This window comes from Aquibacillus saliphilus (genome assembly GCF_020404745.1).
GTDB classification, from domain to species: domain Bacteria; phylum Bacillota; class Bacilli; order Bacillales; family Amphibacillaceae; genus Aquibacillus; species Aquibacillus saliphilus.
In genome coordinates this window covers 130,467-154,382 of record NZ_JAIZAP010000001.1, presented here as the reverse complement: position 1 = coordinate 154,382, position 23,916 = coordinate 130,467, and the positions used below count along the sequence as shown (strand labels likewise).

At 34.8% G+C, this 23,916-nt stretch carries 27 protein-coding genes; all 27 read right to left on the bottom strand.

The window, feature by feature from the left end; genetic code table 11:
* Window positions 1-11 precede the first annotated feature (11 nt).
* Window positions 12-1,112, bottom strand: a complete 1,101-nt coding sequence (locus LD272_RS00855) for a prephenate dehydrogenase (RefSeq protein WP_226034691.1) — start codon at window positions 1,110-1,112, stop codon at window positions 12-14.
* On the bottom strand, window positions 1,109-2,215 hold the full coding sequence (gene hisC, locus LD272_RS00850) for a histidinol-phosphate transaminase (protein ID WP_226034690.1): 1,107 nt from the start codon (window positions 2,213-2,215) through the stop codon (window positions 1,109-1,111). Before hisC ends, LD272_RS00855 begins: the two co-directional genes overlap by 4 nt.
* Before the next feature lie 16 nt (window positions 2,216-2,231).
* Entirely contained in the window at window positions 2,232-2,597 is a 366-nt protein-coding gene (gene aroH, locus LD272_RS00845; protein WP_226034689.1) for a chorismate mutase, read from the bottom strand.
* Entirely contained in the window at window positions 2,594-3,673 is a 1,080-nt protein-coding gene (aroB, locus tag LD272_RS00840) for a 3-dehydroquinate synthase (RefSeq protein WP_226034688.1), read from the bottom strand. The genes aroH and aroB overlap by 4 nt, the downstream gene beginning before the upstream one ends.
* Window positions 3,673-4,839 (bottom strand): chorismate synthase, encoded by a 1,167-nt coding sequence (gene aroC / locus LD272_RS00835; protein WP_226034687.1) that lies wholly within the window; start codon window positions 4,837-4,839, stop codon window positions 3,673-3,675. Before aroC ends, aroB begins: the two co-directional genes overlap by 1 nt.
* A 158-nt stretch (window positions 4,840-4,997) precedes the next feature.
* Window positions 4,998-5,768 carry a CheR family methyltransferase gene (locus LD272_RS00830; RefSeq protein WP_226034686.1) on the bottom strand — a complete coding sequence of 257 codons (771 nt, stop codon included), beginning with the start codon at window positions 5,766-5,768 and terminating at the stop codon, window positions 4,998-5,000.
* 327 nt (window positions 5,769-6,095) lie between these two features.
* Window positions 6,096-6,542, bottom strand: coding sequence for a nucleoside-diphosphate kinase (ndk, locus tag LD272_RS00825; RefSeq protein WP_226034685.1), 447 nt, complete (start codon window positions 6,540-6,542; stop codon window positions 6,096-6,098).
* 148 nt (window positions 6,543-6,690) lie between these two features.
* The gene (gene hepT, locus LD272_RS00820) at window positions 6,691-7,662 is read right to left on the bottom strand and encodes a heptaprenyl diphosphate synthase component II (RefSeq protein ID WP_226034684.1); all 972 of its coding nucleotides are present in this window, start codon (window positions 7,660-7,662) and stop codon (window positions 6,691-6,693) included.
* Between the two features lie 24 nt (window positions 7,663-7,686).
* On the bottom strand, window positions 7,687-8,397 hold the full coding sequence (locus LD272_RS00815) for a demethylmenaquinone methyltransferase (RefSeq protein WP_226034683.1): 711 nt from the start codon (window positions 8,395-8,397) through the stop codon (window positions 7,687-7,689).
* 4 nt (window positions 8,398-8,401) lie between these two features.
* Entirely contained in the window at window positions 8,402-9,211 is an 810-nt protein-coding gene (locus LD272_RS00810) for a heptaprenyl diphosphate synthase component 1 (protein WP_226034682.1), read from the bottom strand.
* 93 nt (window positions 9,212-9,304) lie between these two features.
* Window positions 9,305-9,535: a trp RNA-binding attenuation protein MtrB gene (gene mtrB / locus LD272_RS00805; protein WP_226034681.1), complete on the bottom strand. Its 231-nt coding sequence runs from the start codon at window positions 9,533-9,535 to the stop codon at window positions 9,305-9,307.
* Window positions 9,536-9,671: 136 nt separating this feature from the next.
* On the bottom strand, window positions 9,672-9,944 hold the full coding sequence (gene hbs, locus LD272_RS00800; RefSeq protein ID WP_226034680.1) for a non-specific DNA-binding protein Hbs: 273 nt from the start codon (window positions 9,942-9,944) through the stop codon (window positions 9,672-9,674).
* 887 nt (window positions 9,945-10,831) lie between these two features.
* A complete protein-coding gene (spoIVA, locus tag LD272_RS00795) occupies window positions 10,832-12,310 on the bottom strand; it encodes a stage IV sporulation protein A (protein ID WP_226034679.1) in 1,479 nt (492 codons plus the stop codon).
* A 474-nt stretch (window positions 12,311-12,784) separates the two neighbouring features.
* Window positions 12,785-13,501, bottom strand: coding sequence for a YphF family lipoprotein (locus LD272_RS00790; RefSeq protein ID WP_226034678.1), 717 nt, complete (start codon window positions 13,499-13,501; stop codon window positions 12,785-12,787).
* 18 nt (window positions 13,502-13,519) lie between these two features.
* Window positions 13,520-13,717, bottom strand: a complete 198-nt coding sequence (locus LD272_RS00785) for a DUF2768 domain-containing protein (RefSeq protein ID WP_226034677.1) — start codon at window positions 13,715-13,717, stop codon at window positions 13,520-13,522.
* 273 nt (window positions 13,718-13,990) lie between these two features.
* Window positions 13,991-14,251: a stage VI sporulation protein F gene (locus tag LD272_RS00780; RefSeq protein ID WP_369413904.1), complete on the bottom strand. Its 261-nt coding sequence runs from the start codon at window positions 14,249-14,251 to the stop codon at window positions 13,991-13,993.
* Between the two features lie 58 nt (window positions 14,252-14,309).
* The gene (locus LD272_RS00775; protein WP_226034676.1) at window positions 14,310-15,350 is read right to left on the bottom strand and encodes an NAD(P)H-dependent glycerol-3-phosphate dehydrogenase; all 1,041 of its coding nucleotides are present in this window, start codon (window positions 15,348-15,350) and stop codon (window positions 14,310-14,312) included.
* A 17-nt stretch (window positions 15,351-15,367) separates the two neighbouring features.
* Complete coding sequence (der, locus tag LD272_RS00770) at window positions 15,368-16,678, bottom strand: ribosome biogenesis GTPase Der (protein ID WP_226034675.1); 1,311 nt, start codon at window positions 16,676-16,678, stop codon at window positions 15,368-15,370.
* Between the two features lie 360 nt (window positions 16,679-17,038).
* Window positions 17,039-17,224 (bottom strand): capping complex subunit for YIEGIA, encoded by a 186-nt coding sequence (locus LD272_RS00765; protein ID WP_226034674.1) that lies wholly within the window; start codon window positions 17,222-17,224, stop codon window positions 17,039-17,041.
* Entirely contained in the window at window positions 17,221-18,117 is an 897-nt protein-coding gene (locus LD272_RS00760) for a YIEGIA family protein (RefSeq protein ID WP_226034673.1), read from the bottom strand. The genes LD272_RS00765 and LD272_RS00760 overlap by 4 nt, the downstream gene beginning before the upstream one ends.
* On the bottom strand, window positions 18,117-18,716 hold the full coding sequence (locus LD272_RS00755; protein WP_226034672.1) for a YphA family membrane protein: 600 nt from the start codon (window positions 18,714-18,716) through the stop codon (window positions 18,117-18,119). The genes LD272_RS00760 and LD272_RS00755 overlap by 1 nt, the downstream gene beginning before the upstream one ends.
* A gap of 245 nt (window positions 18,717-18,961) precedes the next feature.
* The gene (gene rpsA, locus LD272_RS00750; RefSeq protein WP_226034671.1) at window positions 18,962-20,101 is read right to left on the bottom strand and encodes a 30S ribosomal protein S1; all 1,140 of its coding nucleotides are present in this window, start codon (window positions 20,099-20,101) and stop codon (window positions 18,962-18,964) included.
* A 95-nt stretch (window positions 20,102-20,196) separates the two neighbouring features.
* Window positions 20,197-20,781: a lysophospholipid acyltransferase family protein gene (locus tag LD272_RS00745; protein WP_226034670.1), complete on the bottom strand. Its 585-nt coding sequence runs from the start codon at window positions 20,779-20,781 to the stop codon at window positions 20,197-20,199.
* Between the two features lie 4 nt (window positions 20,782-20,785).
* Window positions 20,786-21,472, bottom strand: coding sequence for a (d)CMP kinase (gene cmk / locus LD272_RS00740; RefSeq protein ID WP_226034669.1), 687 nt, complete (start codon window positions 21,470-21,472; stop codon window positions 20,786-20,788).
* Between the two features lie 84 nt (window positions 21,473-21,556).
* Window positions 21,557-21,757, bottom strand: coding sequence for a DUF5359 family protein (locus LD272_RS00735; RefSeq protein WP_226034668.1), 201 nt, complete (start codon window positions 21,755-21,757; stop codon window positions 21,557-21,559).
* Window positions 21,758-21,815: 58 nt separating this feature from the next.
* Window positions 21,816-22,472: a flagellar brake protein gene (locus tag LD272_RS00730; RefSeq protein WP_226034667.1), complete on the bottom strand. Its 657-nt coding sequence runs from the start codon at window positions 22,470-22,472 to the stop codon at window positions 21,816-21,818.
* 84 nt (window positions 22,473-22,556) lie between these two features.
* The gene (gene ypeB, locus LD272_RS00725; protein ID WP_226034666.1) at window positions 22,557-23,900 is read right to left on the bottom strand and encodes a germination protein YpeB; all 1,344 of its coding nucleotides are present in this window, start codon (window positions 23,898-23,900) and stop codon (window positions 22,557-22,559) included.
* Between the last annotated feature and the right edge of the window lie 16 nt (window positions 23,901-23,916).

Here is a 23,916-nt window from a genome sequence, read left to right as displayed (position 1 = left end):
AACCCCCCCTTTTAATCTCCAATCATAGTTTCGTAACTATGGTCTATTAATATCTCATTACTAGCAAGTTGTGCTGTCTTATTTTGAAAGCTTAGTCTAAGAACTCCAGTAATACCTTCTCTTATTTCAAGTATTTCTATATTGATAATACTTATCTCTTTATTTGCCAACAATTCAATTACACTTAACAGAGCCCCAGGTTGATCATGGATATCTACATATAAATCGTAAAATGACGGGATTGCCCCTTTTTCTTTACCATCCAAACCATCTCGATATTCCTTAGCTTGTTCTAAATAATGATACATAGAGATTTTATCACCTGTCTCCAACAAACTCTTAAGCGAAGTCATCTCCGAAATCCAATCCTCTAATAAATTACTCATTCCTTGTCGATTATGAAAAAATATATCTTGCCACATAGCCGGATTACTCGATGCTATTCTGGTAATATCTCTAAATCCGCCTGCAGCAAGCTTTGGAATATATTCATGTGTCTTTTGCCAAGATTTAGCTTGGTGAACAAGTGAAGATGCGATTAAATGTGGAAAATGAGATATCACACTTGTCATTTCATCATGTTCTTTTGGTTCCAAAGTAAGGAAATTACTTTTCGTTCCTTTTAGAATATCTTTTAGTTGATCAATTTTTGCTAACGAACAATTATTATCTGGTGTTAAAATATAGATTGCATTCTCAAATAAATGTCCCTTTGCAGCTTGGATTCCTTTTTTATGAGAACCCGCCATTGGATGCCCGCCAATGAAGGTAATCAAATTAGATGTTAGTTTATTGGCTACTTCCATTATAGGAGCCTTTACTGAAGAGACGTCAGTAATCGTAACAGGTTTTTCAAAAGCGATACTGTTTAACTTATCTATCAATTCAACTGTTCTTGTGACAGGTGTTGCTAAAATAAGGTAGTCTGCTTTTTGTGCAGCTGTGTCAAAATCATTAATCGCTTCATCAATGATTCCGTTAAGCATACAATAATCAAGTGTTTTCTTACTAATATCATAGCCAATCAAATGATGGTCAGTAGTTTGCTTTATATTTGTTGCTAGCGAACCACCAATCAGTCCTAAACCAGCTATTACAATCGTTTGCGTCAATTTGTATTCTCCTCTTTATGAACAGCTAAGTACTCTGCGATTAAGCCTTGTAATTCCTCCATATCTTGCAGGTGACCAATCGTAATTCGTACACCGTTCGGATGTCCTAAAGCCTCTCCAGAACGAACAATAAATCCTTTGGTCAGAAGATGCTGAAACATCTCATCCCCACTTATTGGTAAATTCACAAAGACAAAATTAGTTTGGGAGTCATAATAAGTTAATCCTATTTTATCCAAAAACTCTATAAACCTGTGTTTAATCTCGATATTTTTGCTAACGGATTCTTGTAAAAATGTTTCATCTTTTAAGGCAATAAGCGCAGAACCCTGAGCAACACTTGTTGTATTGAACGGCCCCCTAGTAATATTTAACAAGCTAGTTATTTCTTCATTCGCTACTCCATAACCAATTCTTAACCCAGCTAGACCGTATGCTTTCGAAAAAGTCCGTAAAACAATCAAGTTTGGATAATCATTCAATGCTTGAATAGTATCAGGGGAGTCACTTGTTTCGATATACTCAAAATACGCTTCATCAATGACCACTAAAACATCAGAAGGGCACTTTTTCATGAATTGTTCAAACTTATCATTGCTGATTAAACAACCAGTCGGGTTATTAGGTGTACAAAGCCATACAATTTTAGTATCTTTATCAATTTCATCTAACATACCGTTAAGATCATGATAGCCATCAATTAAAGGAACCTCTTTAATCTTAGCACCTTGAATTAAAGCATTGTGTTGGTACTGAGGAAAGGTTGGTGTTGCCATTATTGTATTTAGGCCAGGTTCTAAGTATGTGCGACAGATAATATCAACCACTTCATCCGAACCACATCCAAAAACAAGCTGATCTTTTTTTACTCCTAATTTATTTGCAAGGCCGTTCCTGAGCTCTGTGGTGTATCCATCTGGATATATTTCTAAATTTTGGATTAGCTGTGGAATTGCCTTTTTAACTTCGTTGGAATATCCAAACGGATTCTCATTGGAAGCTAACTTAACAATCCTATCTAACCCATACTCTTTTTTTACATCCTCTATTTGTTTTCCTGGTTTATAGGGTGTCATGCTCCTAAATATTTCTTTACCTTGCATTCTACTTCTCTCCAATCTATTTCCGGGATAAATCTGGGCGTAGTTTTATCGCTTCATTATGATAAATATGAGTAACTTCTTTTTGATTCTTTTCGGTATTTACAGTCATCATAATCCTTATACATTTTTCTAGACTATTAGGTACATCAATTTCTTGCATACACATAACAGGAACGTATGTCCAACCATCTATTAGACGCAGTGCTTTTGCTGGAAAACCGTCATTAATATCTGAAGTAACCGAGATAAATACAGATGCAATATCCTCAGGAATTACTTTGTTAGTTTGAACCATTTCTTGTATTAGTATTTTTGTGTTCTTAATAATTGTGTTCTCACGATTCTCGTCAACCGTTGTCGCACCACGTATGCCTCTAATCAATGATTCACCAACTCTCTCATGAAATTATCTAGCTCTTGTTTTAATAGGTCATCATCCAGTTGTTCAACAGTTGGTTGTCCAACAGTTTTTAGTAATACCATTTGAACATGGTTATTTAACGACTTTTTATCCTTTTTCATACGGTTTATTAATGATTCAATATCTTGTGTAGGTAAAGTTAATGGATAATTATTTGAAATCAACCAGCTATACAGGGGTTGATAGGGAAGTTTAACTCCATATGTTTTTTCACTGACACGTAAAGCAAATAACATGCCAATAGCAACAGCTTCTCCATGAGTGATTTGTCCATAACCTAAGTTCGCTTCTAATGCGTGTCCTAGTGTATGTCCGAAATTTAAATATTTACGTACATTCGATTCTTTTTCGTCATTTTGAACAATTGTTGCTTTTACATTTATACCTTTTAACAAGTGCTCTGTAAGTATCTCGTTTGATAGCTTTGAGGTTAGGTCTGTATCTAACACCTGATGAAAAAATATTTCATCACTAATTAATCCATGCTTAACAACCTCTGCGTAACCTGACCGCACTTCTTTCTCAGGAAGTGAATGTAGCGTCTCTACATCATAAACAACAGCCTGTGGTGGATAAAAGCTTCCTATCAAATTCTTACCTTCTGAATGGTTAATAGCAACCTTACCTCCGACACTACTATCATGCGCTAGAATTGACGTTGGGACTTGAACATAATCAATCCCCCTCATATAAGTTGCAGCAGCGAATCCCGCAAGGTCCCCAACCATTCCACCGCCGAGTGCTATTATTAAGGACTGTCTATCCAGTCCGACCTCGATAGCTCTTGATATAAGGTTAAAGTATTGTTGTTGACTTTTTGATGATTCTCCCGCAGGAATAATTACCGAAAAAATATTTACTTTTGAATCAAATGAATTTTTAACATCTTCCAAATAATGGTTCGCAACTTGGTCGTCTGTAACTATTAATATCTTTTTATACTGTTTTTCAAGAAATGTAGCTATCTTAAAACGCAATTTAGTACCAACAAATACATTGTATTTGTTGGTACTTGTATTAATAGATAAAGAGTCCATTAAAAACACCTAATTTCTTCTCGGTACTCATCAATAGCCTTTTTCAACTTAGGAAATTGATCGTGCGGAAACTGTTCTAGTAATGCTTTTGCTAATTCAAAAGCTACAACGTGCTCCATCACAACAGCAGCAGCTGGTACAGCGCATGAATCAGATCTTTCTATACTAGCATTAAATGGCTCCTTCGATTCAATATCAACACTTTGCAATGGTTTATAAAGTGTTGGGATAGGTTTCATAACACCTTTAACAACAACAGGCATTCCCGTAGTCATTCCACCTTCGAAACCACCTAAACGGTTCGTTTTTCTATAATAACCACGGTCATCATCCCAAGCGATCTCATCATGTACTTGACTACCATTTTTTCTAGCAGCTTCAAAGCCAATCCCAAATTCAACACCCTTAAAAGCATTTATACTCGATACGGCACCGGCAATCCTACCATCTAATTTACGGTCATAATGGACATAAGATCCAACTCCTGCTGGCATGCCTTCGATATATACTTCACAAACCCCACCAATGGAGTCACCGTCTTTTTTTGCTTGATCGATAGCGTCCATCATTTGTTGTCCGGCTTCAGAATCTAGAGTACGAACTGGCGATTCTTCTGATACTTTAATTCTATCTGAGATACCCATATCTGGATATTCTTCAGCTTTAATTCCTGCTATTTCTCTTACATACCCTACTATATTGATATCTAACTCAGCTAGAAGTGTCTTAGCTACAGCTCCAGCTGCTACTCGTGCCGCCGTTTCTCGTGCAGATGATCGCTCTAAAATATTACGCATGTCACGGTGGCCATATTTAATTGCACCATTCAAATCAGCATGACCTGGACGAGGTCTAGTCACCCTTCTTCTTATATCCTGATCATCAGAAATAGGGTCATCTCCCATAATATCTTCCCAATGTTTGAAATCATCATTATGTATTACCATGGCTATTGGTGAGCCTAGTGTATAACCATGACGTACACCACCAGCAATATCAACCAAATCTTTTTCAATTTGCATTCGTTTCCCACGACCGTGGCCTTTTTGTCTTCTTAGCAATGAACTATTTATATTTTCTTTAGTTAGAGGCATTAAAGAAGGAATACCTTCTACTATTGTAGTTAATTGTTTACCATGTGATTCTCCTGCAGTTAAGTAGCGCATGTAGTTACCTCCATTTATTTTAATTTTGTACTACTATATCATACCTTATTTATCTTGTGTTCATTTAAATGATACATTTTTAGATTTTTTAGAAAATATAGATTAATAAAGGACCTATTCAATTAAAGAATTTATACTGAAAAATCAGATATATAAAACTAATTTTTGGTATAAAAAAATGTATCATACACACTTAATCCGTATCGATCGGGACTAAATATTTGTTCAGTACTACCAACAAAGAACACTCCTCCAGATACCAACGAGTTGCTGAATTTATCATAAACCATAGCTTTAGCTTCTTCGGTAAAGTATATTAGTACATTTCTACAAACAATTAAATCAAAACTAGTTGTATATGTATCTGACAACAAATTGTGTTTTTTGAACGTAACACATTTTTTAATTCTATCATCTACTTTATAAAAGGTTCCTTCTTGTTGAAAATATTTATTTTTTATAGTGATAGGCACCTCTTGTAAAGCACGTTCTGGATATACTCCCGTTCTCGCACGTTCAAGTACTTTTTCATCCAGATCAGTTGCCAATATCTCTATTGAACTCAAATCTACATATTTGCTTAATATCATAGCAATTGTATAGGGTTCTTCTCCTGTAGAACATGCAGCACTCCAAATTCTAAGTTTCTTTTTATTAGTTAATAACATAGGTAATACTTTTTGTTCAAGGGTAGCCCAACGACTATAGTTTCTATAAAACTCAGAAACATTAATTGTTACTCTATCTAGAAATTCCTCTAAAAATTCTTTATTTGACGATAGTCCATGAAAATACGAATCAAAACTAGTAAAACCTCTTTTTTCATAGAGAGAGGTTAGCCTTCTCTTCATTTGCATTTCTTTATATAACGATAAATCTATACCAGTTTTTCCTTTTATCAACGCAGAAAATTTTTGATAGTCGCTCATGTTTCTATTCCCCTTAACTATCTCTTTGTATTTATATACTTATAGATATTATTTATTATAATAAATAAAAGTGCAAGTTTCCTAGGAAAACATATGTGTTAAAAAACAAAAGCCCAGGCGCTTGCTCCCCCGACAAACTTAAGAAAAGCCTCGGCGCCTTAGTTTTTTTGCAGTCATAGAGACTTTTCTTAAGACTTCGAGGGGATAGGCGCCGAAGCCGGACATGGCTAACTTAGTAATTAATAATCCACAACAGTCCATTTTATAATTTCCTAGACAATTTAAAAAACCTCGTCTGAATTAGACGAGGAAAGAAAAACCGTAGTATTAATATGTCCATTTATCGCTATCTTTTTGATATTCGATTAACTCGGAACGATTAAAAAATAACCCTATTTCTCGTTCAGCACTCTCTGGAGAATCGGAACCGTGAATTATATTTTTGCCCACCGTGACACCAAAGTCACCTCTAATTGTACTTGTCGATGCCTCTTGAGGGTTCGTTTTACCCATCATTTGACGAGCTGTAGCTATCACGTTATCCCCTTCCCATACCATTGCAAATACAGGACCAGAGGTAATAAAAGCAACAAGATTATCATAGAAAGGTTTACCCTTATGCTCACCATAATGTTCAGATGCTAAATCGTTCGTAATAGTCATTAGTTTGGCTCCTGCTAGTTTGTACCCTTTCTTTTCAAAGCGTGTAACCACTTCTCCTATTAATCCTCTTTGTACCCCGTCCGGTTTAATCATTAAAAAAGTCTTTTCCATACTCCACCTCTTTAGCTATGTATAGTTATTATTGACTAACACCAACTGTGAACCCCGATTTAAATTTGAGGCTCAACTAATCTTATGTAAGCGCTAATAAATAGAACCTTTTTAAACTTTACCAAAAAAAACCTCTAAAGACAATTAATTATGATTTTCTTTTACCAATGTATGTAGCGATATCTTTTAAAGTATGCTTTGACTTAATATTCGGTAATTCATTTAGAGATTCATACGCTTTTTCTAAGTATTTATTACTTAATTTAAAAGACTGATTGATTGCATCTGAACCTTTTATCTGCTGCAAAAGTGGTTGAATAGCTTCTTGAGTTAGAGAAGAAGGATCGTTAAAAAAACTTTCGATTTGATTTTTAAACTGATTATCACTCATCGCGTACAATACCGGTAATGTCAAATTACCTTGCAACAAATCGCTTCCCGCAGGCTTACCTAATTGCGCCTCACTAGAAGTGAAATCAAGAATATCATCAATAATTTGATACGACATCCCAATGTAATAGCCATATCGATAAAGTGCTTTCTCTTGTTTCAAAGGAACATTTGCAGCAATTGCCCCTAATTGACAACTTGAAGAAATGAGCAAAGCAGTTTTTCTTCTAATTCTTCTAAGGTAATTTCTTACATTCTGATTTAAATCATATTTGTCTTTTATTTGCTCCATTTCACCGATAGTTAACTCCACCATTGTTTCAGCTAATATTTTATGCGCACGTGGATTTTCTAAAGAAGTTAGATATTCTAGGGATCTTGCAAATATGTAATCCCCCGTGTACATAGCTATTCGATTATCCCACTTAGCTTTTACAGTAGGTTCACCACGTCGTAATTCAGATTCATCGATAACATCGTCGTGAACTAAAGAGGCCATGTGAATTAGCTCTAGAGAAACAGCTACTGTCTTAATTCGATCTATATTATAATCACCAAACATACCGGATAACAAGGCAAAAACTGGACGAAGCCTTTTTCCACCAGCATTTAATAATTGTATAGAAGCTTCCCGCAAAACTGGGTGCTTTGCATGTATCGTTTGATTCAATGCCTCCTCAATTTTATCGAGGTCATTTTTTAAGTAAGAATAGGTCATTGCTAGTTTCATTTGGTTCACCTTTAATTTATGATTTTAAAGAGGCTTTTCGCCCATATGCATTGCTGCTACACCACCAGTATAGCTTTTGATGACTATATTGTTAAGTCCAACTTCTTCAAACATTTCTTTGAGTTCTTTTTTTCCCGGAAAATCTTTTGCCGATTCGTGTAACCAGGCGTACTCTTGATAACTTTTAGCCAAAACTCTTCCAAATAAAGGCATAATAAACTTAAAATAAAAATAATATAGCTGTCTAAATCCAATCATTGTCGGTTGTGACGTTTCAAGACAAACTACTTTACCACCTGGTTTCACAACACGTTTCATCTCTTGGAGCACTTGAACATAATCAGGGACATTTCTAAGACCAAAACCAATCGTGGCATAGTCAAAAGAATTATCCTCAAAAGGTAGCTCCATCGCATTACCATGTACAAATTTCAATTGATTTAAATCTAGCTCTTCTTGTTTTTGTTTACCGATAGAAAGCATATTTTGACTAAAATCCAACCCGACAACCCTACCAGTCTGTCCGACAACGTGAGCCAGTGAAATTGACCAATCACCAGTACCACAACAAACATCTAATGTTTTAGAACCAGTTGGTACATCCATACGTTTCATTACATCTTTTCGCCATGCCCGGTGTCTTTGAAAAGATATAACTGAATTCATAAAATCATATCTATCATAGATTTTTTCGAATACGTGATGTACTCGCTCCTCTTTAGAATTCTGCTCCATATTTTTAACCTTCTTCCACTACTATTGTGTTTTTACCTAAGTTGTCATCAAGGATGGCATTTGCATATAATTTAAGTGAATGGAATTGGACAGGTAAATGACTAATCGCATCTTCTACATGAGATACATGCTTTTGAATTGTGTCTTCAACCGTATAAACTATTTGATTACCGTTAACATTATACGCTAATCCTTCGGTCAACAAATCAAAAACAGGGGATCTACCTTTATTAAGGAAGGTCTTTTTTTCGCGAATCAACTTTCTCATTAACAACCAATCACCAGTAAGTTCAAGAATAGAAGTTCTTTGTATATGTTCTGCAACGCGTTGTATTAATAAGGATTCTAGTTTTTTTAATGAGTCCATCAAATCCTGCACAGAATTAAACTCTTTATAGTAAATTGACATTTTTAGCTCATTTATCTCTTTAATAGCCGAAGCTAGTGTGTGAATCATTGGAATATCACTTAATTCCGATAATATATAATAATAAAGTCCGCTATAGTAATCACCAGCTAGTACCGTTAGTTGGCGTGTTTTTCTACTTAAATCTGACTCATCTTTATCTGCAGTCTCTGTTACTAAATCATGAGTATCTAAAGCTATTTGGACAAGCATAGTAGTTACAATATAATTTTTCTTTTTATGTTCAGAGAAAGTTGTATTTTGTAAGAGAGAGGATAGTATAAGCAATTTGTCTTCATCAATAACGGGTTTTTGGATAAACTTCTCCAGGTAAGAATGATTTAGTTGTTTTTCGATAGCTATTTTTAATTCATTTACCGTTAAATCAGGGGTATTCAAGTTAATCACCTAAGCCCTTCTCTTTCGTATTCCTCTATAACCAAAAATTATTATAACATAATTTTGTGGTTTTCGCCGTTTTTCCCGATTATGTATAGTAACTTATTGGTCATCATTTCGGATTTCACCATAACTTGTTTGCATGATAGCCTTCCCTCTTAACTTAACTGCAGAAGTATGCTCCGTAAATTGTGCAACCATAATTTCACCTTTATCCAGTTTCTCTGAATGATGAAATCTAGTATCAGTTCCTCGAGTTAAGCCAATTACTTGAACACCATCTTCTAAAGCTTTAATTACAACATAGTCTCTAGGATTATTAGTATCGCTCATCTTTTATCCTCCATTCACTATTTATTTAATATTCTCTTATATAGCTATGTATGTCAACGTAAGAAAGATAAGTCCCGATTTTCCCCAAAAAGAAAAAGGGTGCAAATGCACCCTTTTTCTGCCCATATGTAAATTATTATTTTACAATATCTTTAAGGGCTTTACCTGGTTTGAAAGCTGGAACCTTGCTTGCAGGGATATCAATTTCATCACCTGTTTGAGGATTACGTCCTTTACGTGCAGCACGTTCACGTACCTCGAAGTTTCCAAAACCAATTAATTGGACTTTTTCTCCGTCTTTAAGTGAATCCATGATAGATTCAAAAACTGCGTCTACAGCTTTTGTTGCATCTTTTTTTGATAGCTCGCTTTTTTCTGCAACTGCATTAATTAGGTCTGTTTTGTTCATGACATTCACCTCCTCCCAAATTCATATATCCAGTACTTTCGAACAAAATGTATTTAATTCCATTTGTTCACAAATATTCTAGATTTTATACAATTTACCACCAATTAAATGATGACAAAGCTTATATTAAACGAGTTTTCGTGGAATTTCAACAAAAAAGAGCAAATTTTGTTTATTTTGTTGTTTCGTCCTATGAAAACTCGGCTTAATTTAAATGAATCGTAACATAGTTGGAAATCTTATGCAAGATGTTCGACCACCTGATATACAAGGGTTTATCAACTCTTTCGTCAAATTATCACTAGATCAATAACTCCACTTATAAGAATGAAAGCGAAAATTTGGGAACTGATCACACTAGATAATAAATCGAAAGCCCGCCATGGCGCTTTTTTCTATGTTAAATAGTTACTCTTTGAACCTCTTAGCAGGTAGCTGCAAATTTAGAATACTCGTTGCTAAACCACTTCGAAGTTATTTCACTTGATGTTATCGCGTTGGAGCTACCTCGACCTAACCTTGCCTAGAAACTATAACTGAAAAATAATTTTATAGTTTTCAGGAAATAGTTAAAAAGACGTTTAAAAAACCTGATGGGTTTTCTTAACGTCTTTTTAAGGTTGATGTTCATTTCATAACTTGTTACTAGTGAATTGCGCCAATTTTACTTTTATTGAAGAACAAAAGCGCAGGGCGCCTTGCTCACCTCCGACAAGCTTAAGACAAGCATCGACGAATGAGTTCTTTGCAGGCAAAGAGAATTGACTTAAGACCTCGAGGAAGTAGGCGCTGGAGCTAGACGTGGCTAACTTAGTAATTAATTATCCACAAAGCAGTCCAATTTATAGTTTCCAAGACAATGAAAAAACGGCCTGTAATACAAGCCGTTAAAGGATTATTGCTATTAAACCACCAGATCCTTCATTTATTATTCTTTCAAGTGTTTCTTTTAATTTATACCGTGCATTTTCAGGCATTAATGAAAGCTTAGCCTGTATCCCCTCACGAACAATCGAACTTAAGGATCTGCCAAAAATATCAGATTCCCAAATAGACAGTGGATCTTCCTCAAAATCTTGCATCAAATAGCGAACTAGTTCTTCACTTTGTTTTTCTGTACCAATTATAGGAGCAAATTCAGATTCGACTTCAACCTTAATCATATGGATTGATGGGGCTACTGCTTTTAATCTGACACCAAACCTTGATCCTTGGCGTATTATCTCAGGTTCATCTAAAATCATATCCTTCAAAGTTGGTGCAGCAATACCATAACCCGTTTGTTTAACCATCTTTAATGCATCAGAAACTTGATCATACTCTCTTTTTGCATTAGCAAAATCTTGCATTAATTCTAACAGATGATCTTTTCCTCTTATTTCTTCACCTACAATTTCTTTAAGTACTTGGTCATAAAGGTAGTCAGGTGCACGTAAATCAATTTCAGCTACACCATCTCCCATTTCCATCCCGGCTAGTTGTGCATGTTCTATATAATCATAAGCATCAAAGTTACCAACAACACGATCAACATCACGAAGGCGTTTAATATCTTTTACTGTTTCCTGTATTGCTAACTGGTAATTTTCTCTTAGCCAGTGATCTTCACTAAGCACCATAACCCAACTTGGAAGGTTAACATTAACTTCAAGTACAGGGAACTCATATAAAGCCTCACGTAATACGTTATAAACATCATGATCGCTCATGCTTTCAACACTCATTGCCAATACCGGAATATCGTATTTTTCGGAAAGCTCTTGCCTTAATAACTCTGTATCCTGGTTATAAGGTTGTACAGAGTTAACAACCATAATAAATGGTTTTCCAACTTCTTTTAATTCTTCTACTACTCTTTCCTCAGAATCAACATAGTCGCCTCTAGGTATTTCTCCAATTGAGCCATCAGTAGTTACAACAACACCCATCGTAGAATGCTCTTGAATAACTTTTCTTGTTCCTATTTCTGCTGCATCATGAAATGGAATAGGTTCTTCATACCATGGTGTGTTAATCATTCTTGGACCATTCTCATCTTCAAATCCCTGAGCGCTTTTTACTGCATACCCTACACAATCAACTAGTCTAACATTCACATCGAGACCTTCATCCACTTTTACCGATACAGCCTGATTTGGAACAAATTTCGGCTCTGTTGTCATTATCGTTTTCCCAGCAGCACTTTGTGGTAATTCATCCTGTGCTCTAGCTCTTTCACCTTCATCGGAAATATTCGGCAATACCACTAGTTCCATAAACTTCTTAATAAAAGTTGATTTACCAGTACGCACTGCTCCAACAACACCTAAATAAATATCTCCATTAGTCCGTTTCGAGATATCCTTAAAAATATCAACTCTTTCCAAATGATCCCCTCCCGATCTACTTCGCCATAGAGCTTTACGAATCTTTGACATTTTAAGTCTATGACGTTGTCCTACTAAATTATGACTTGTTTATGAAGAAAACATAAAAAAAGTCATAATCATCTAATAATTCCTTTACTCTCTGTGTCATTCATACAATTCGTAGAGGATTCAGTGCCCTCCGAAAAAAATACACACCTCGTTGTCAATCAACCTAAGTAAATTTGCTTTCGATAGTAGTATCATTCCAACAAGCTTTGTCTAGCTCCGTTGAACCTATTTCTTCAAGAAATTTTCGAGTTAAAGGCTCCTAGTGTCTTTGGGTAGCTTTTAGTTTTGTGAATACCGGTTCTGAAAACTTTTATAGATAAAAAGTGAATATGTCGCGCAACTTCAGAATTATGACAATAAAAAACCCTTGCCACATTATATGCGACAAGGTTAACGATATTCTTATAATATAAATAAATTATTCTATTCTTGTAAGAAAGCTGGTTCACCATCTTCGATCGTATAGGGTAATGAATAGGCAGGAACAAATGGATGATTCAAAGCTAAAATATAACGAATGTCATCCCCTTCGGAATATGTATGCTCAAAATTGTTTAGTGCTTCATATAAATCAGAACTATAATCTATATAAATATCACCGTAGCTATCCATGATAATCGGTAAGTTTTTCTGTGAATACGGACTCACTGCAAATGGTGGTGAGTCCAATCCAATTTTTTTATAGTTAATTTTATATATACCATCTTCTAATTCTTCACCAAACGGTGGATACGTGTGTTCACTCCGATAAACATTAATCTTATTATTTACTGATCTAACTGTTTCAGCGTTACGCAAATCAATTAGTTTTACGGTAGGACTTTCTTCAGGAGTTATTAAAACATATTGATAAATGCCTCCATTTTCAAAAGCTGTTCCTGGAATACTAGTGATTAAGTTTTGTTGCTTAAGTTTTGAGAAATCAATAATATATTTTTGGAAAATAGGTGTATCACTAGATTTAGTTTGTATAGGAACTAAACCTTGGTTATTCTCTGCATATTTCGTAATAGCATCTTGTACTAATTCTAATTGTAATTCATTAGCCACATTATTTTTTGATAAATTTTCACTAGGATATAGACATCCGCTTAATATCAACAGAATAACAGCTAATGGAATGAAAGCTACGTACTTCATATAATACCTCCTGTAGGTCTACGCAGTAGGACCACTAACTACGATATAAAAGATAATAATTCCTCCAACTACTAAAAAGAGATACGCAAGTATTGCTATAATAGTTGCTAATATTCCTCTTAACTTATAACGACTTAATAAAATTAATCCAATTGCCACAAACAAAAAAATGATACCAGCAAAAGAAATATACATATTTAACATCGATTCAGACATCTTAACACTCCTCTATCTATAACAGGCATGTCTATTAACTTTATGTATTATAACATATTTGTTTTTAACTAAGTTATAAAAATGCATCACTATCATAACTTAAACAGTATAACAAATCTAATATATATTTAAACACAAAAAAAACCGAGGTATAAGGGGCAATTCTACCTCGGTGCGACTAAATAATACCCAAAGCAACCCTAAAATGAATGCTTGTGCGATTTATTCTATGCGAGAAGATTCTTCTTTGTATCCTCATATGCCCAGTAATATCTATTTTTTGAAAAGTTTACTTAACGTGTTCATGTCTGTTGGCATGTTATTATTTGTAATTGATTTTACTATTTTATCCTCTTTCTCTTTCGAAACCGGTTTATCTGCCATTTGCGCTAGTTGTTTAACTAACTTTCTTACGGTTTTCTCATCAGAAAAATTAGCATTTTGTAAAGAATTAGCCACTTTTAAGATTTCATCAGGATTAATTTTTGAATTCTTCTGAATTTGGTCAAACATATTTTTTTGAAAATCGCTCACGTGCACTCCTCCTTGCCTTAATCATTCAATGTAGTATATGCAAGGAGAGAACACCGTGTTAACCCGAATACTTATCACTTAAGATATTAGATAAATCCTCCATCTCATGTCTTCTCATTCTAGTCATTAATTGATCAACAACGTCTTTTGGTTTCGCTTCTTCAAATAAAATTCTATAGATTCCATTCGTGATTGGCATCTCAATATTTTGTTCCTCAGCAAATTGATACGTGGCCTTTGTGGTTCTTACACCTTCAACAACCATCCCCATTTCATCTAATACATCATCCAAACTATTCCCTTTTCCTAGCAAATTTCCAGCTTTCCAATTTCTACTGTGAACACTGGTACAAGTAACGATAAGGTCACCAACCCCAGCGAGTCCTATGAAAGTTAATGGATTTGCACCCATAGAAGTTCCTAATCTAGAGATTTCCGCCAAACCTCGCGTCATTAATGCCGCTTTAGCATTATCGCCGTAGCCTAAACCATCTGAAATACCAGCGCCAAGGGCTATTATATTTTTTAGAGCTCCACCAAGTTCCACACCAATCATATCAGGGCTGGTGTAGACTCTGAAATTCTCATTGATAAATAAGTCTTGGGCTTTTTCAGCCTCTGCAATATTGTTGGATGAAACAGTAACAGTGGTTGGCTGTCTATTACCTACTTCTTCTGCATGACTCGGACCAGACAATATTACTACCTCATCATAATATTTTTTTGGAATTTCTTCTTCAATCATTTCAGAAACGCGTTTAAGCGTACCAGGTTCGAGCCCCTTTGTGCCATGAATAATTGTAACCTTATGGTCAAGAACCTCTACAAGTTGTCTACAAACCCCTCTAATCGCTTTTGTCGGTACAACTAATAAAATTGCAGACACTCCATCTACAGCCTGTTTTAAATCATGGTAAGCTTGAATTTCATTAGGTAGTTTTACTTCAGGCAAGTATTTACTATTTATATGGTTTTTATTTATTTCTATTGCTTGATCTTGTTTATGTGTCCATAATCTAACTTCGTGAGAATTGTCAGCTAAAACCATTGCTAATGCACTTCCCCAACTACCAGCGCCAATCACAGCAACTTTCCCCATATTTAGTTCCTCCTCTTTTAATTTCTCTTTCTAGCAAAAATCTTTATAGGAGTACCTTCGAACCCAAAAGCGTCCCTAATTCTATTTTCTAAAAAACGTTCATAAGAGAAATGAAGTAGTTCAGGATCATTTACAAATACAACAAAACTAGGTGGCTTCACCGCCACTTGAGTAGCATATAAAACCTTTAGCCTTTGACCTTTCATCGTTGGCGTTGGATTCATTGCAATAGCATCCATAATCACATCATTTAGTACATTCGTCTCCACGCGTTTAGCATGATTTTCACTTGCCTCTAATACTTGAGGAATTAATGTATGAATGCGTTTTTTAGTTTTAGCAGATAAGAATACAATAGGTGCATAATCTAAAAATTGAAAATGAGCTCTTATTTTTTGTTCGTACTCTTTGATTGCTTTCTCATGTGAATCAATTGTATCCCATTTGTTAACTACAATAACTACAGCTTTTCCAGCTTCATGGGCATATCCAGCAATTTTTTTATCTTGTTCTATAATGCCGGTCTCTGCATCAATTAAGGTTAAAACTACATCGGATCGTTCAATCGCTTTTAACGCACGAAGGATACTATACTTTTCAGTAGTTTCATAAATTTTACCCCTTTTTCTCATACCAGCTGTGTCTATAATTACAAAATCTTGATCATCTTTTGTGAACGGTGTATCTACTGCGTCTCTAGTAGTTCCAGCAATATCACTCACAATTACTCGTTCCTGATTTAAGATAGAATTAACTAGTGAGGATTTCCCAACATTCGGTCTACCAATTAAACTCATGTAAATAGTATCTTCGTCTTGATCATCTTGTTCTAACTCTGGAAAGTGTTTAACCACATCGTCTAAAAGATCACCTAATCCTAACCCATGGGTACCAGAAATAGGGAATGGCTCGCCAAAACCCAGAGAATAGAATTCGTATATTTGGTCTCTCATTTCTGGATTATCAACTTTATTTACCGCCAGAACAATAGGTTTATTTGATTTAAAAAGTAATTTTGCTACTTCTTCATCAGCAGCAGTAATTCCTTCTCGACCATTAACCATGAAAATAATTACGTCTGCTTCTTGAATTGCTACCTCTGCTTGTTCTCTCATTTGTACAAGTAGCGGTTCATCACCAATTTCGATGCCTCCAGTATCAATTAAATTGAATGAAGTTGTTAACCATTCTGCTTGTGAATAAATACGGTCACGAGTAATGCCTGGAATATCTTCTACAATAGAAATCCGTTCTCCAACGAGTCTATTAAAAATAGTCGATTTCCCAACATTCGGTCTGCCAACTATTGCAACTACTGATTTTCTCATGAAAGGTACATCCTTTCTTCCTTTTGCTTTTATTTATGCACTATTTTTCGGTGAAAGTTAACTGAATACTGATAAAGAGTATTCTATACTAACAGTACTATTATTACGTAAATCATTCATAATGTTCAAGTTAGACACTGTAGTATAAAGTCCTAAATACCGAAATAACGCATTTGTTCATTTTCCCTTAATTAAATAAATTAGAAAAGCTATAATAGTTAATAGTTTGAACTATTGCATTTTCAAGTCTTACTTAACCTTTACATTTTAGCAAACGAGGTAATTTTAAACAATTATTTCTTTTGCAAATACTTTTATTTAACTCTTGTAGAACTATTTTCCCTAAGAAAGTTTCTCATTCTAATGTTTAACAATTATATATAGTTCGTCACTAAGCGCATGACTAATACCATCTATTATCGCTTCCAAGTTAGCAGCCACCTTATCCATTTCCTCTTTTGTTTCACAAATAAAAATAGGAGCACCACCTGATACTTTCTGTTTATTTGTCGTGATTATTGATAAAACAACTTTTTCAATGTTCATTTATTCCGCCCCTCCTTCTTACTGACTTTAGATTCAGAAGGCATGCGAATCGCATTTTCTAACACTGGTACTGCACCAATAACTTGCTTCGCTTTTTCTACATCCTTATCCTGTGGTAGAACGAATACCCCTATCCTTCCATCATCCAAATCTCGCTTAATTAAAGGTGACAAAGCTGGAGTTCCGGAGTCTCTAAACACACCCATCGATACAGAAACATCGTGTAATATCGCTTGTCTTTGTCCAAGATTTGCAATTGTTGAACGAACGTCAAAATTTTTTGGAGTTAAGATAAATCCCATCCCGTATTTCAAAATTTCTTTCTGTCTCTCTGGCAAACCTATGTTCATAATGTATATATTATCAACATATAAACCGGCACCTTCAAAGTATAGTTCTTTAAATTCAATATCTACTATCTGCTTCATTGTAGATCCACTCATAAATTTTCTAATTACAAAATAACAACCCACTGTTGCGATAGCGGCTGCACCGATATTCCATACTAGGTAACATAAAGTTGTAACTAGAGATGTAAAAATAACTAAATAGTTTCTCCCTTCAAAAGCAATTGCTATTCCTTCAATGTAACTATTTCCCCTAGGAACAAGTTCATAACCATCTAATTCAGTTAATGTATTTCTTTCCATATTTCGTACTTCTCTAAACTGAGAAGCAGCTATTGTTAAGAATGTTACTGCAGTAAACTCTTTGTCCATAATTGCTGGTACAGCAACAGAACCTAGTCCAGCAGCAATAAATCCCAGTGCTAAATGAATTACTTTCCCGTGTAAATATGTTGGATATTGCCTGTAATCTGTTCGAAGCATTATAAATCGAGCTAAGGTACCTACTACAACTCCAAATAATATAGGGTAAGTGTATTCATTCATTATGTCCACCTCTTCTTTTGTTTTTCGATGGCTCCAATCATTTGATCTAGCCTAGACCTAACATCCTGTAAAAATGTCACCATTACTATTAAGCCAATAGCTGTAAATAATAGATCAAAATATGCCATATCACCTATATATTCATTGAAACCGTAGCTATTTAAAATAAGGCTATGTAATACTTCACCAGTTGTAATTCCTAAACACCATACAGCCAATTTATCTACATTTTCATTTGTTAAAAAAGATAAGAAAATAAACCCTATAACGGGAATCATGATTAACCTTGGTATCACAAGCCATACTGGACTTATTTGTTCCCAAAATAGTACACCTACATAACCAAAAACAAGACAAAGCGATCGTATGATATTTAGTATCCAATTAGATGTTTTTGACAATAAAATCAATGCACCAAAAAAGAGTATAAAAATAGCAGCATTTATTTTTGTCACACCGATTACTACTTCAGAATTTGATAATGCAATTAATGTTAAAAGCCATAACGCAAGATATGTACGGTAATTATCTTTCACCATAATAAAAGTAATAATTATCCATAATATCCAGCTAATCCAATAAAAAATATACCCATCCATCGCTCTCCACCTACCATTAGCATTATAGCTATACAGTAGAAAATTTAAACATGAATGATAAAAGTTAATTAACTAAACGTGCAACAAAATAACTGTTTTCTTTTCCTGAAAATCCAGACCATCCCCCTGTTGGTAATCGAAGCATCTTTAAAAAATAGTTTGCCACAAAAACATTTTTTTATTTTTTACATTGAAAAAGGCAAACTCCCTAAAGAGTTTGCCTTTTTCTACTATAAATTTGAATGTTATTTGTATTTATCTAGCTTATTTCCAATCATATCCCCAAGTTGAAAGCCGGAATAGTCTTCTTCTTTTTCATACTGCTTTAATTGAGCTTGATTTTGGTCATCCTCAATTTCTTTAATACTTAGTGACATTCTTTTTTCGTTTTGATTTACTTCTAACACTTTAGCTGAAACCTTTTGCCCAACTTGCAATACTTCCTGTGGTGTTCCAATGTGTTCATTTGAAATTTGAGAAATATGAACAAGTCCTTCTACACCAGGGAGCACTTCTACAAATGCACCAAAGTTCACTAATCGTCTTACTGTTCCCTCTAAGATATCACCTGCTTGTACACTGTCCTCAATAGTATCCCATGGGCCAGGTTGTGTTTCTTTTAAAGAGAGAGAGATACGTTCATTATCTCTATCAATTGATAAAACTTTCACCTTAATTACTTGCCCTTCCTCAACAACATCAGAAGCTTTCTCAACATGTTGATGTGATAGTTGTGAAATATGCACTAAACCATCAATACCACCAACATCCACAAAAGCACCAAAGTTTGTTATCCGTTGAACCTTACCTTCAATTGTTTGACCTTCATCAATCGATTGGATAACCTCTTGCTTTTTCGAAGCCTCATCTGCTTCGACAATCGCACGATGGGATAAGATAACTCTGTTTTGCTCTCGATCAAGTTCTACAACTTTCAAACTAATTGTTTTCCCTTTATAATCTCCAAAGTCTTCCACATAGTAAGTCTCTACAAGTGAGGCAGGTATGAAACCTCGAAGTCCAACATCTACAACCAGTCCACCCTTTACTACGTCATTTATTTCCGCATCAAAAATAGTTCCGTTTTCATATTTCTCTTGTAAATCGTCCCAAGCCTTATCTGCATCAACAGCACGTTTGGAGAGTATCACCTCATCATCTTCAACCTTTTTCACTTTAAGTATAAGTTCATCTCCTTCAGCTACTACATCTGATGTTTTTTCTATATGAAGGCTTGATAATTCACTAATTGGTACAATTCCATCAACTTTATAACCGATATCTACTAGTACTTGTTTTTCTTCTATCTTAACTACCTTTCCTGTTACCTGATCACCAACAGATATCCCCGCAAACTCTACATTTTCATTGTTCATTTCATCCATAAATAGAGACCTCCTTCGATTTCCGACACAACAATACGCGAAATGTCCTTTTTTCTAACTTCTAACATTTAAACTTATTTGTCAAGCAATAGATGTCATGTTTGATTATTTTCTATTAGTTTTTTTATATCTAGCATAATTGCGTCTGTCACTTCTTTTGCAGAAGTTTTATTTTCTCTAAAATAATCCATTTCGATTGGTTTCCCATAAACAACCTTTAATCGATGGAATTTTTTATATGAGCCAATGATAGCACATGGTACGATGGTTGCCTCCGAACGGGCAGCAAAAAAACCTGCACCAGCCAGACCTTGACCTAATTCTCCTGTTTTACTTCTAGTTCCCTCTGGAAATAATCCCAACGTGTTTCCCTTTTCTAAAATACTCAATCCCTTCCTTAGAGCATTTCTGTCTTTCATACCTCTCTTAATAGGAAAAACATGTATTCTAGTTAAAAAAGCACCAAAAATTTTATTTGAAAATAACTCTTCTTTTGCCATGAAATAAATGTTTCTAGGACAAGTTATCCCAACAACTGGGGGATCTAAATTAGAAATATGATTAGAACAAATTATTACCGGTCCATCTTTTGGAATATTTTCTTTACCATAGACATTAATTCTGTATAATGGGAAAAATATAAGAGCAACAATGCTTCTGGCAAACTTATAAAGACTCATCGTTTCATTCCCCTTCATTTTTGTTTGTATCAACTACTTGCAAAATCCGTTCAACTACTTCTTCAATTGACAGTGAAGTGGTATCTATTTCAACAGCATCTTCTGCTTTAATCAAAGGAGCAACCTCTCGCTCTGAGTCTAGCTTATCTCTATTCTCTATCTCTTTTTTTAATTGCTCTAAATTTGATTCAAACCCTTTCTCCAAATTTTCTTTGTGACGTCTATCTGCTCGTTCTTTAACAGACGCGATTAAAAAAATCTTTACTTCTGCATCAGGAATTACATGTGTACCAATGTCTCTTCCATCCATTACTACAGCTCTTTTTTCTGCCAAGACTTGTTGCCTTCTCACCATTTCTTGACGGATTAAAGGATGCTTTGCTACTATCGATACACTATTTGTGACCACTTGCGATCTTATCTGTCTACTAACTTCTTCATCATCTAAATAAACCTTTTGTCCTTCATTACTTTGTTGTAAATCTATGCTAGTATCATTGAGAAGTTTATTTATCTCGTCTTCATTTTCCAAATTGATACTAGTAGAGATAGCTTTATACGTTAAAGCCCGATACATTGCTCCTGTGTCTATGTAAATATAGGATAATTGTTTAGCAACCTGTTTGGCAACGGTACTTTTACCCGCTGCAGCAGGTCCATCGATAGCAATAGCCAGTTGTTTTGAAACCATAAAATTTACTCATTCCCCTCTAATCTACTTCACTAATATTTACTACTCAGAGACAAAATTTTTATATAAGTATATAAAATACATTTAAAAGGATAACACATTATCTAATGCTTGGCTTAATGTTTTTAGAATGTTTTCATCTTCATTAGTTAAGACACCGAGATACTTATAAACAGGATCAACATAAATATGGACATTTGAATAGTCAATTAGTATCTGTGCTAAAATAAGCAAGAAGCCATGAACAACAAGTAAAGTGAAAATCCATCTTTCAATTCGCTTCATAGTCCCCAACCTTTTTGGTGTTTATTGTCTCAAGGAATTGGGATATTTATACATGTAGCTACTTAAACTCTTTTCTTCTTACCTTAAGTTGTCTTTCAAAACAATATCGAATTATCGATTGGCGATCCTTATCCGATATATTGTCAAATTTCAATGATAATAGATCTTTTTTGCCTTTTGGGCGCTCAATGACACGGATAACTCTAGATTCTGCGTGCACATATTCATACCCTCCTGAATCCATTGGTAAAACCATCCATATATCAAGTGGGATTCCAGATTTGAACTCATATCCAGTTGCCAGTACTAAAGATAAGCCACCACCACTTATATCTTGAGTAATTGAAGTGAATGGCTCTATGTCACTAGCAGGATCATGGACAGCAATATCAATAGCTGTCTCAATTCGAACATGCTCTCTTCTTTGAATTCTTACTAAGTTGCTGTTTGAGTACTCTAGAACTAAGGTTGGAATGTTTATATTCTTTTTACCTAATATTTCAGTGTTGAATTGATAAACAGAGTTATCACTGCCTACAAAGCTAGCGTGAAATCTTGTCCCTTTAGGAAAGATATTTGTTCTTTTCGACAGTTCATTTATTGGATAATCAACCAACAAATTACTTTCTTCATGTTCAACAACCTTACATCGGTATCGAATTATATCCCCATCATTGCTCGACTCTAAGGTAAGCGGTGTACCGATTTTAATCAATGATTCCGCCTCTCTCCCAAATTATAATTTTTCTTTTAATTATTATCTCAAAAAAAAGAAAAAAGGGAAAGGTATACCCTCTCCCTAAATAGAATCTTCAAACTTAGATTCAGCATTCTTTAGCTTTTCAACTTTCGCTTCAACACCTGTGTTTGCATCAATAAATATTTTGTAGGTATCATCACCGAGAACACCTAAAAATACATAAGCCAGTACTTCTTCTCCTAAATCGTTTTCGATCACGGCTTTGTGCTGATCCTGAATTTCAACATTTGGATTCACTTTTTCTTTTGCGTCTTCTACTGATAATTCCGGATCTGGGATTTGTCGTTCTTGATGGTTTCTAAAAAAATCCTTCGAGGTGAATCCAAGAATCTCACCATCATCTAACGCTACCTTAATTTGGATTGAGTCGGGATAAATTTTTATATTGTTCAAATTGTAAAGAAAATTAAATACACCAACATTCTCATATTGACTACTCTGAAAAATTTCCATGTTTTCAAAACCATGATCTTTTAAATATTGCTTGGCTTTCTCCATGCCTTCATTCAAACTAATTTTCTGCTCTTTTATTTCCCTATTTACCATCAATGATAATGGATGTCCACCTTTTTGAGAAATATCTAGATAACCATGCCCGTTGTCATTATTGTAAGCGGCACTATATACTGCAATATTTGCTCCCTCACCTGACTCTGTAATCGTTACTTCTTTATCGTTATCTACTTGAAAGAGCTCTTTTGCTTTCTTTAAAGCCTCATCTTCATCGATTTTTTCTCCATTGATAAACTGATAGGGATGATTTTCTTTGGAAGTCCCAGTTTGACTTGGACCAAAACTACCTTCTGAATATCCTTTAACCGTTTTTTCTACTGTCTCAAAACCATCAACTATAGTATTATCTGCTTTTTCGTCATTCGTTGCTAGCGCTGTTTGTACATCCATCCAGCGAAGATTATTCTCTAATACTAAATTTTGAACTTTACGTAATTCCGTTTCAATAGTACCAGACTTCTCATATAAATCATTTAATCTCTCTACTTCCTTCTCAGACAGAGGATCTTTTTCTAAATCACGAACTGCCGTTCGATAAGTAAAGTCTCCTATGTTTGATAAAAACTCTTCTGTTTTGTTAAACGGCATCAAAGCTAATGGCAACTGACTTACATCATTTTGCGCTTCCGAAGTTAACCGCCAGATTTCAGCTAATTGTGGTGACAATTGTTTTCTTGTATTCATAGCTAACGTCGTCCCTAGCTTATCGTGGAGTAAATCCATGTGATAGGATAAGTCATGAAAAGAACGCTGGTAAGTATTTTCTGCTTGTACAAGTATTGCATTTTTCTCTTGATGCTCCTGATATCCCCAGATGCCTGTTCCTGCAACACCAATCACTAATACAGCTATCACTATCCATCTAACCATTTACACTCCATCCTTT

Bases quoted from the DNA above. Each gene is read 5' to 3' on its own strand.
- rpsA (WP_226034671.1), bottom strand. From the start codon at position 20,101: ATGGATGAAATGAACAATGAAAATGTAGAGTTTGCGGGGATATCTGTT.
- aroC (WP_226034687.1), bottom strand. From the start codon at position 4,839: ATGCGCTACTTAACTGCAGGAGAATCACATGGTAAACAATTAACTACA.
- hepT (WP_226034684.1), bottom strand. From the start codon at position 7,662: ATGAAACTAGCAATGACCTATTCTTACTTAAAAAATGACCTCGATAAA.
- LD272_RS00760 (WP_226034673.1), bottom strand. From the start codon at position 18,117: ATGAATGAATACACTTACCCTATATTATTTGGAGTTGTAGTAGGTACC.
- cmk (WP_226034669.1), bottom strand. From the start codon at position 21,472: ATGGTTTCAAAACAACTGGCTATTGCTATCGATGGACCTGCTGCAGCG.
- LD272_RS00755 (WP_226034672.1), bottom strand. From the start codon at position 18,716: ATGGATGGGTATATTTTTTATTGGATTAGCTGGATATTATGGATAATT.
- LD272_RS00765 (WP_226034674.1), bottom strand. From the start codon at position 17,224: ATGAACATTGAAAAAGTTGTTTTATCAATAATCACGACAAATAAACAG.
- der (WP_226034675.1), bottom strand. From the start codon at position 16,678: ATGAGAAAATCAGTAGTTGCAATAGTTGGCAGACCGAATGTTGGGAAA.
- LD272_RS00775 (WP_226034676.1), bottom strand. From the start codon at position 15,350: ATGGGGAAAGTTGCTGTGATTGGCGCTGGTAGTTGGGGAAGTGCATTA.
- hbs (WP_226034680.1), bottom strand. From the start codon at position 9,944: ATGAACAAAACAGACCTAATTAATGCAGTTGCAGAAAAAAGCGAGCTA.
- ndk (WP_226034685.1), bottom strand. From the start codon at position 6,542: ATGGAAAAGACTTTTTTAATGATTAAACCGGACGGGGTACAAAGAGGA.
- LD272_RS00815 (WP_226034683.1), bottom strand. From the start codon at position 8,397: ATGGAGCAGAATTCTAAAGAGGAGCGAGTACATCACGTATTCGAAAAA.
- LD272_RS00735 (WP_226034668.1), bottom strand. From the start codon at position 21,757: ATGAAGCGAATTGAAAGATGGATTTTCACTTTACTTGTTGTTCATGGC.
- LD272_RS00745 (WP_226034670.1), bottom strand. From the start codon at position 20,781: ATGAGTCTTTATAAGTTTGCCAGAAGCATTGTTGCTCTTATATTTTTC.
- LD272_RS00785 (WP_226034677.1), bottom strand. From the start codon at position 13,717: ATGTCTGAATCGATGTTAAATATGTATATTTCTTTTGCTGGTATCATT.
- LD272_RS00790 (WP_226034678.1), bottom strand. From the start codon at position 13,501: ATGAAGTACGTAGCTTTCATTCCATTAGCTGTTATTCTGTTGATATTA.
- mtrB (WP_226034681.1), bottom strand. From the start codon at position 9,535: ATGAGCGATACTAATAATCCTAGAGACTATGTTGTAATTAAAGCTTTA.
- ypeB (WP_226034666.1), bottom strand. From the start codon at position 23,900: ATGGTTAGATGGATAGTGATAGCTGTATTAGTGATTGGTGTTGCAGGA.
- hisC (WP_226034690.1), bottom strand. From the start codon at position 2,215: ATGCAAGGTAAAGAAATATTTAGGAGCATGACACCCTATAAACCAGGA.
- aroB (WP_226034688.1), bottom strand. From the start codon at position 3,673: ATGGACTCTTTATCTATTAATACAAGTACCAACAAATACAATGTATTT.
- LD272_RS00830 (WP_226034686.1), bottom strand. From the start codon at position 5,768: ATGAGCGACTATCAAAAATTTTCTGCGTTGATAAAAGGAAAAACTGGT.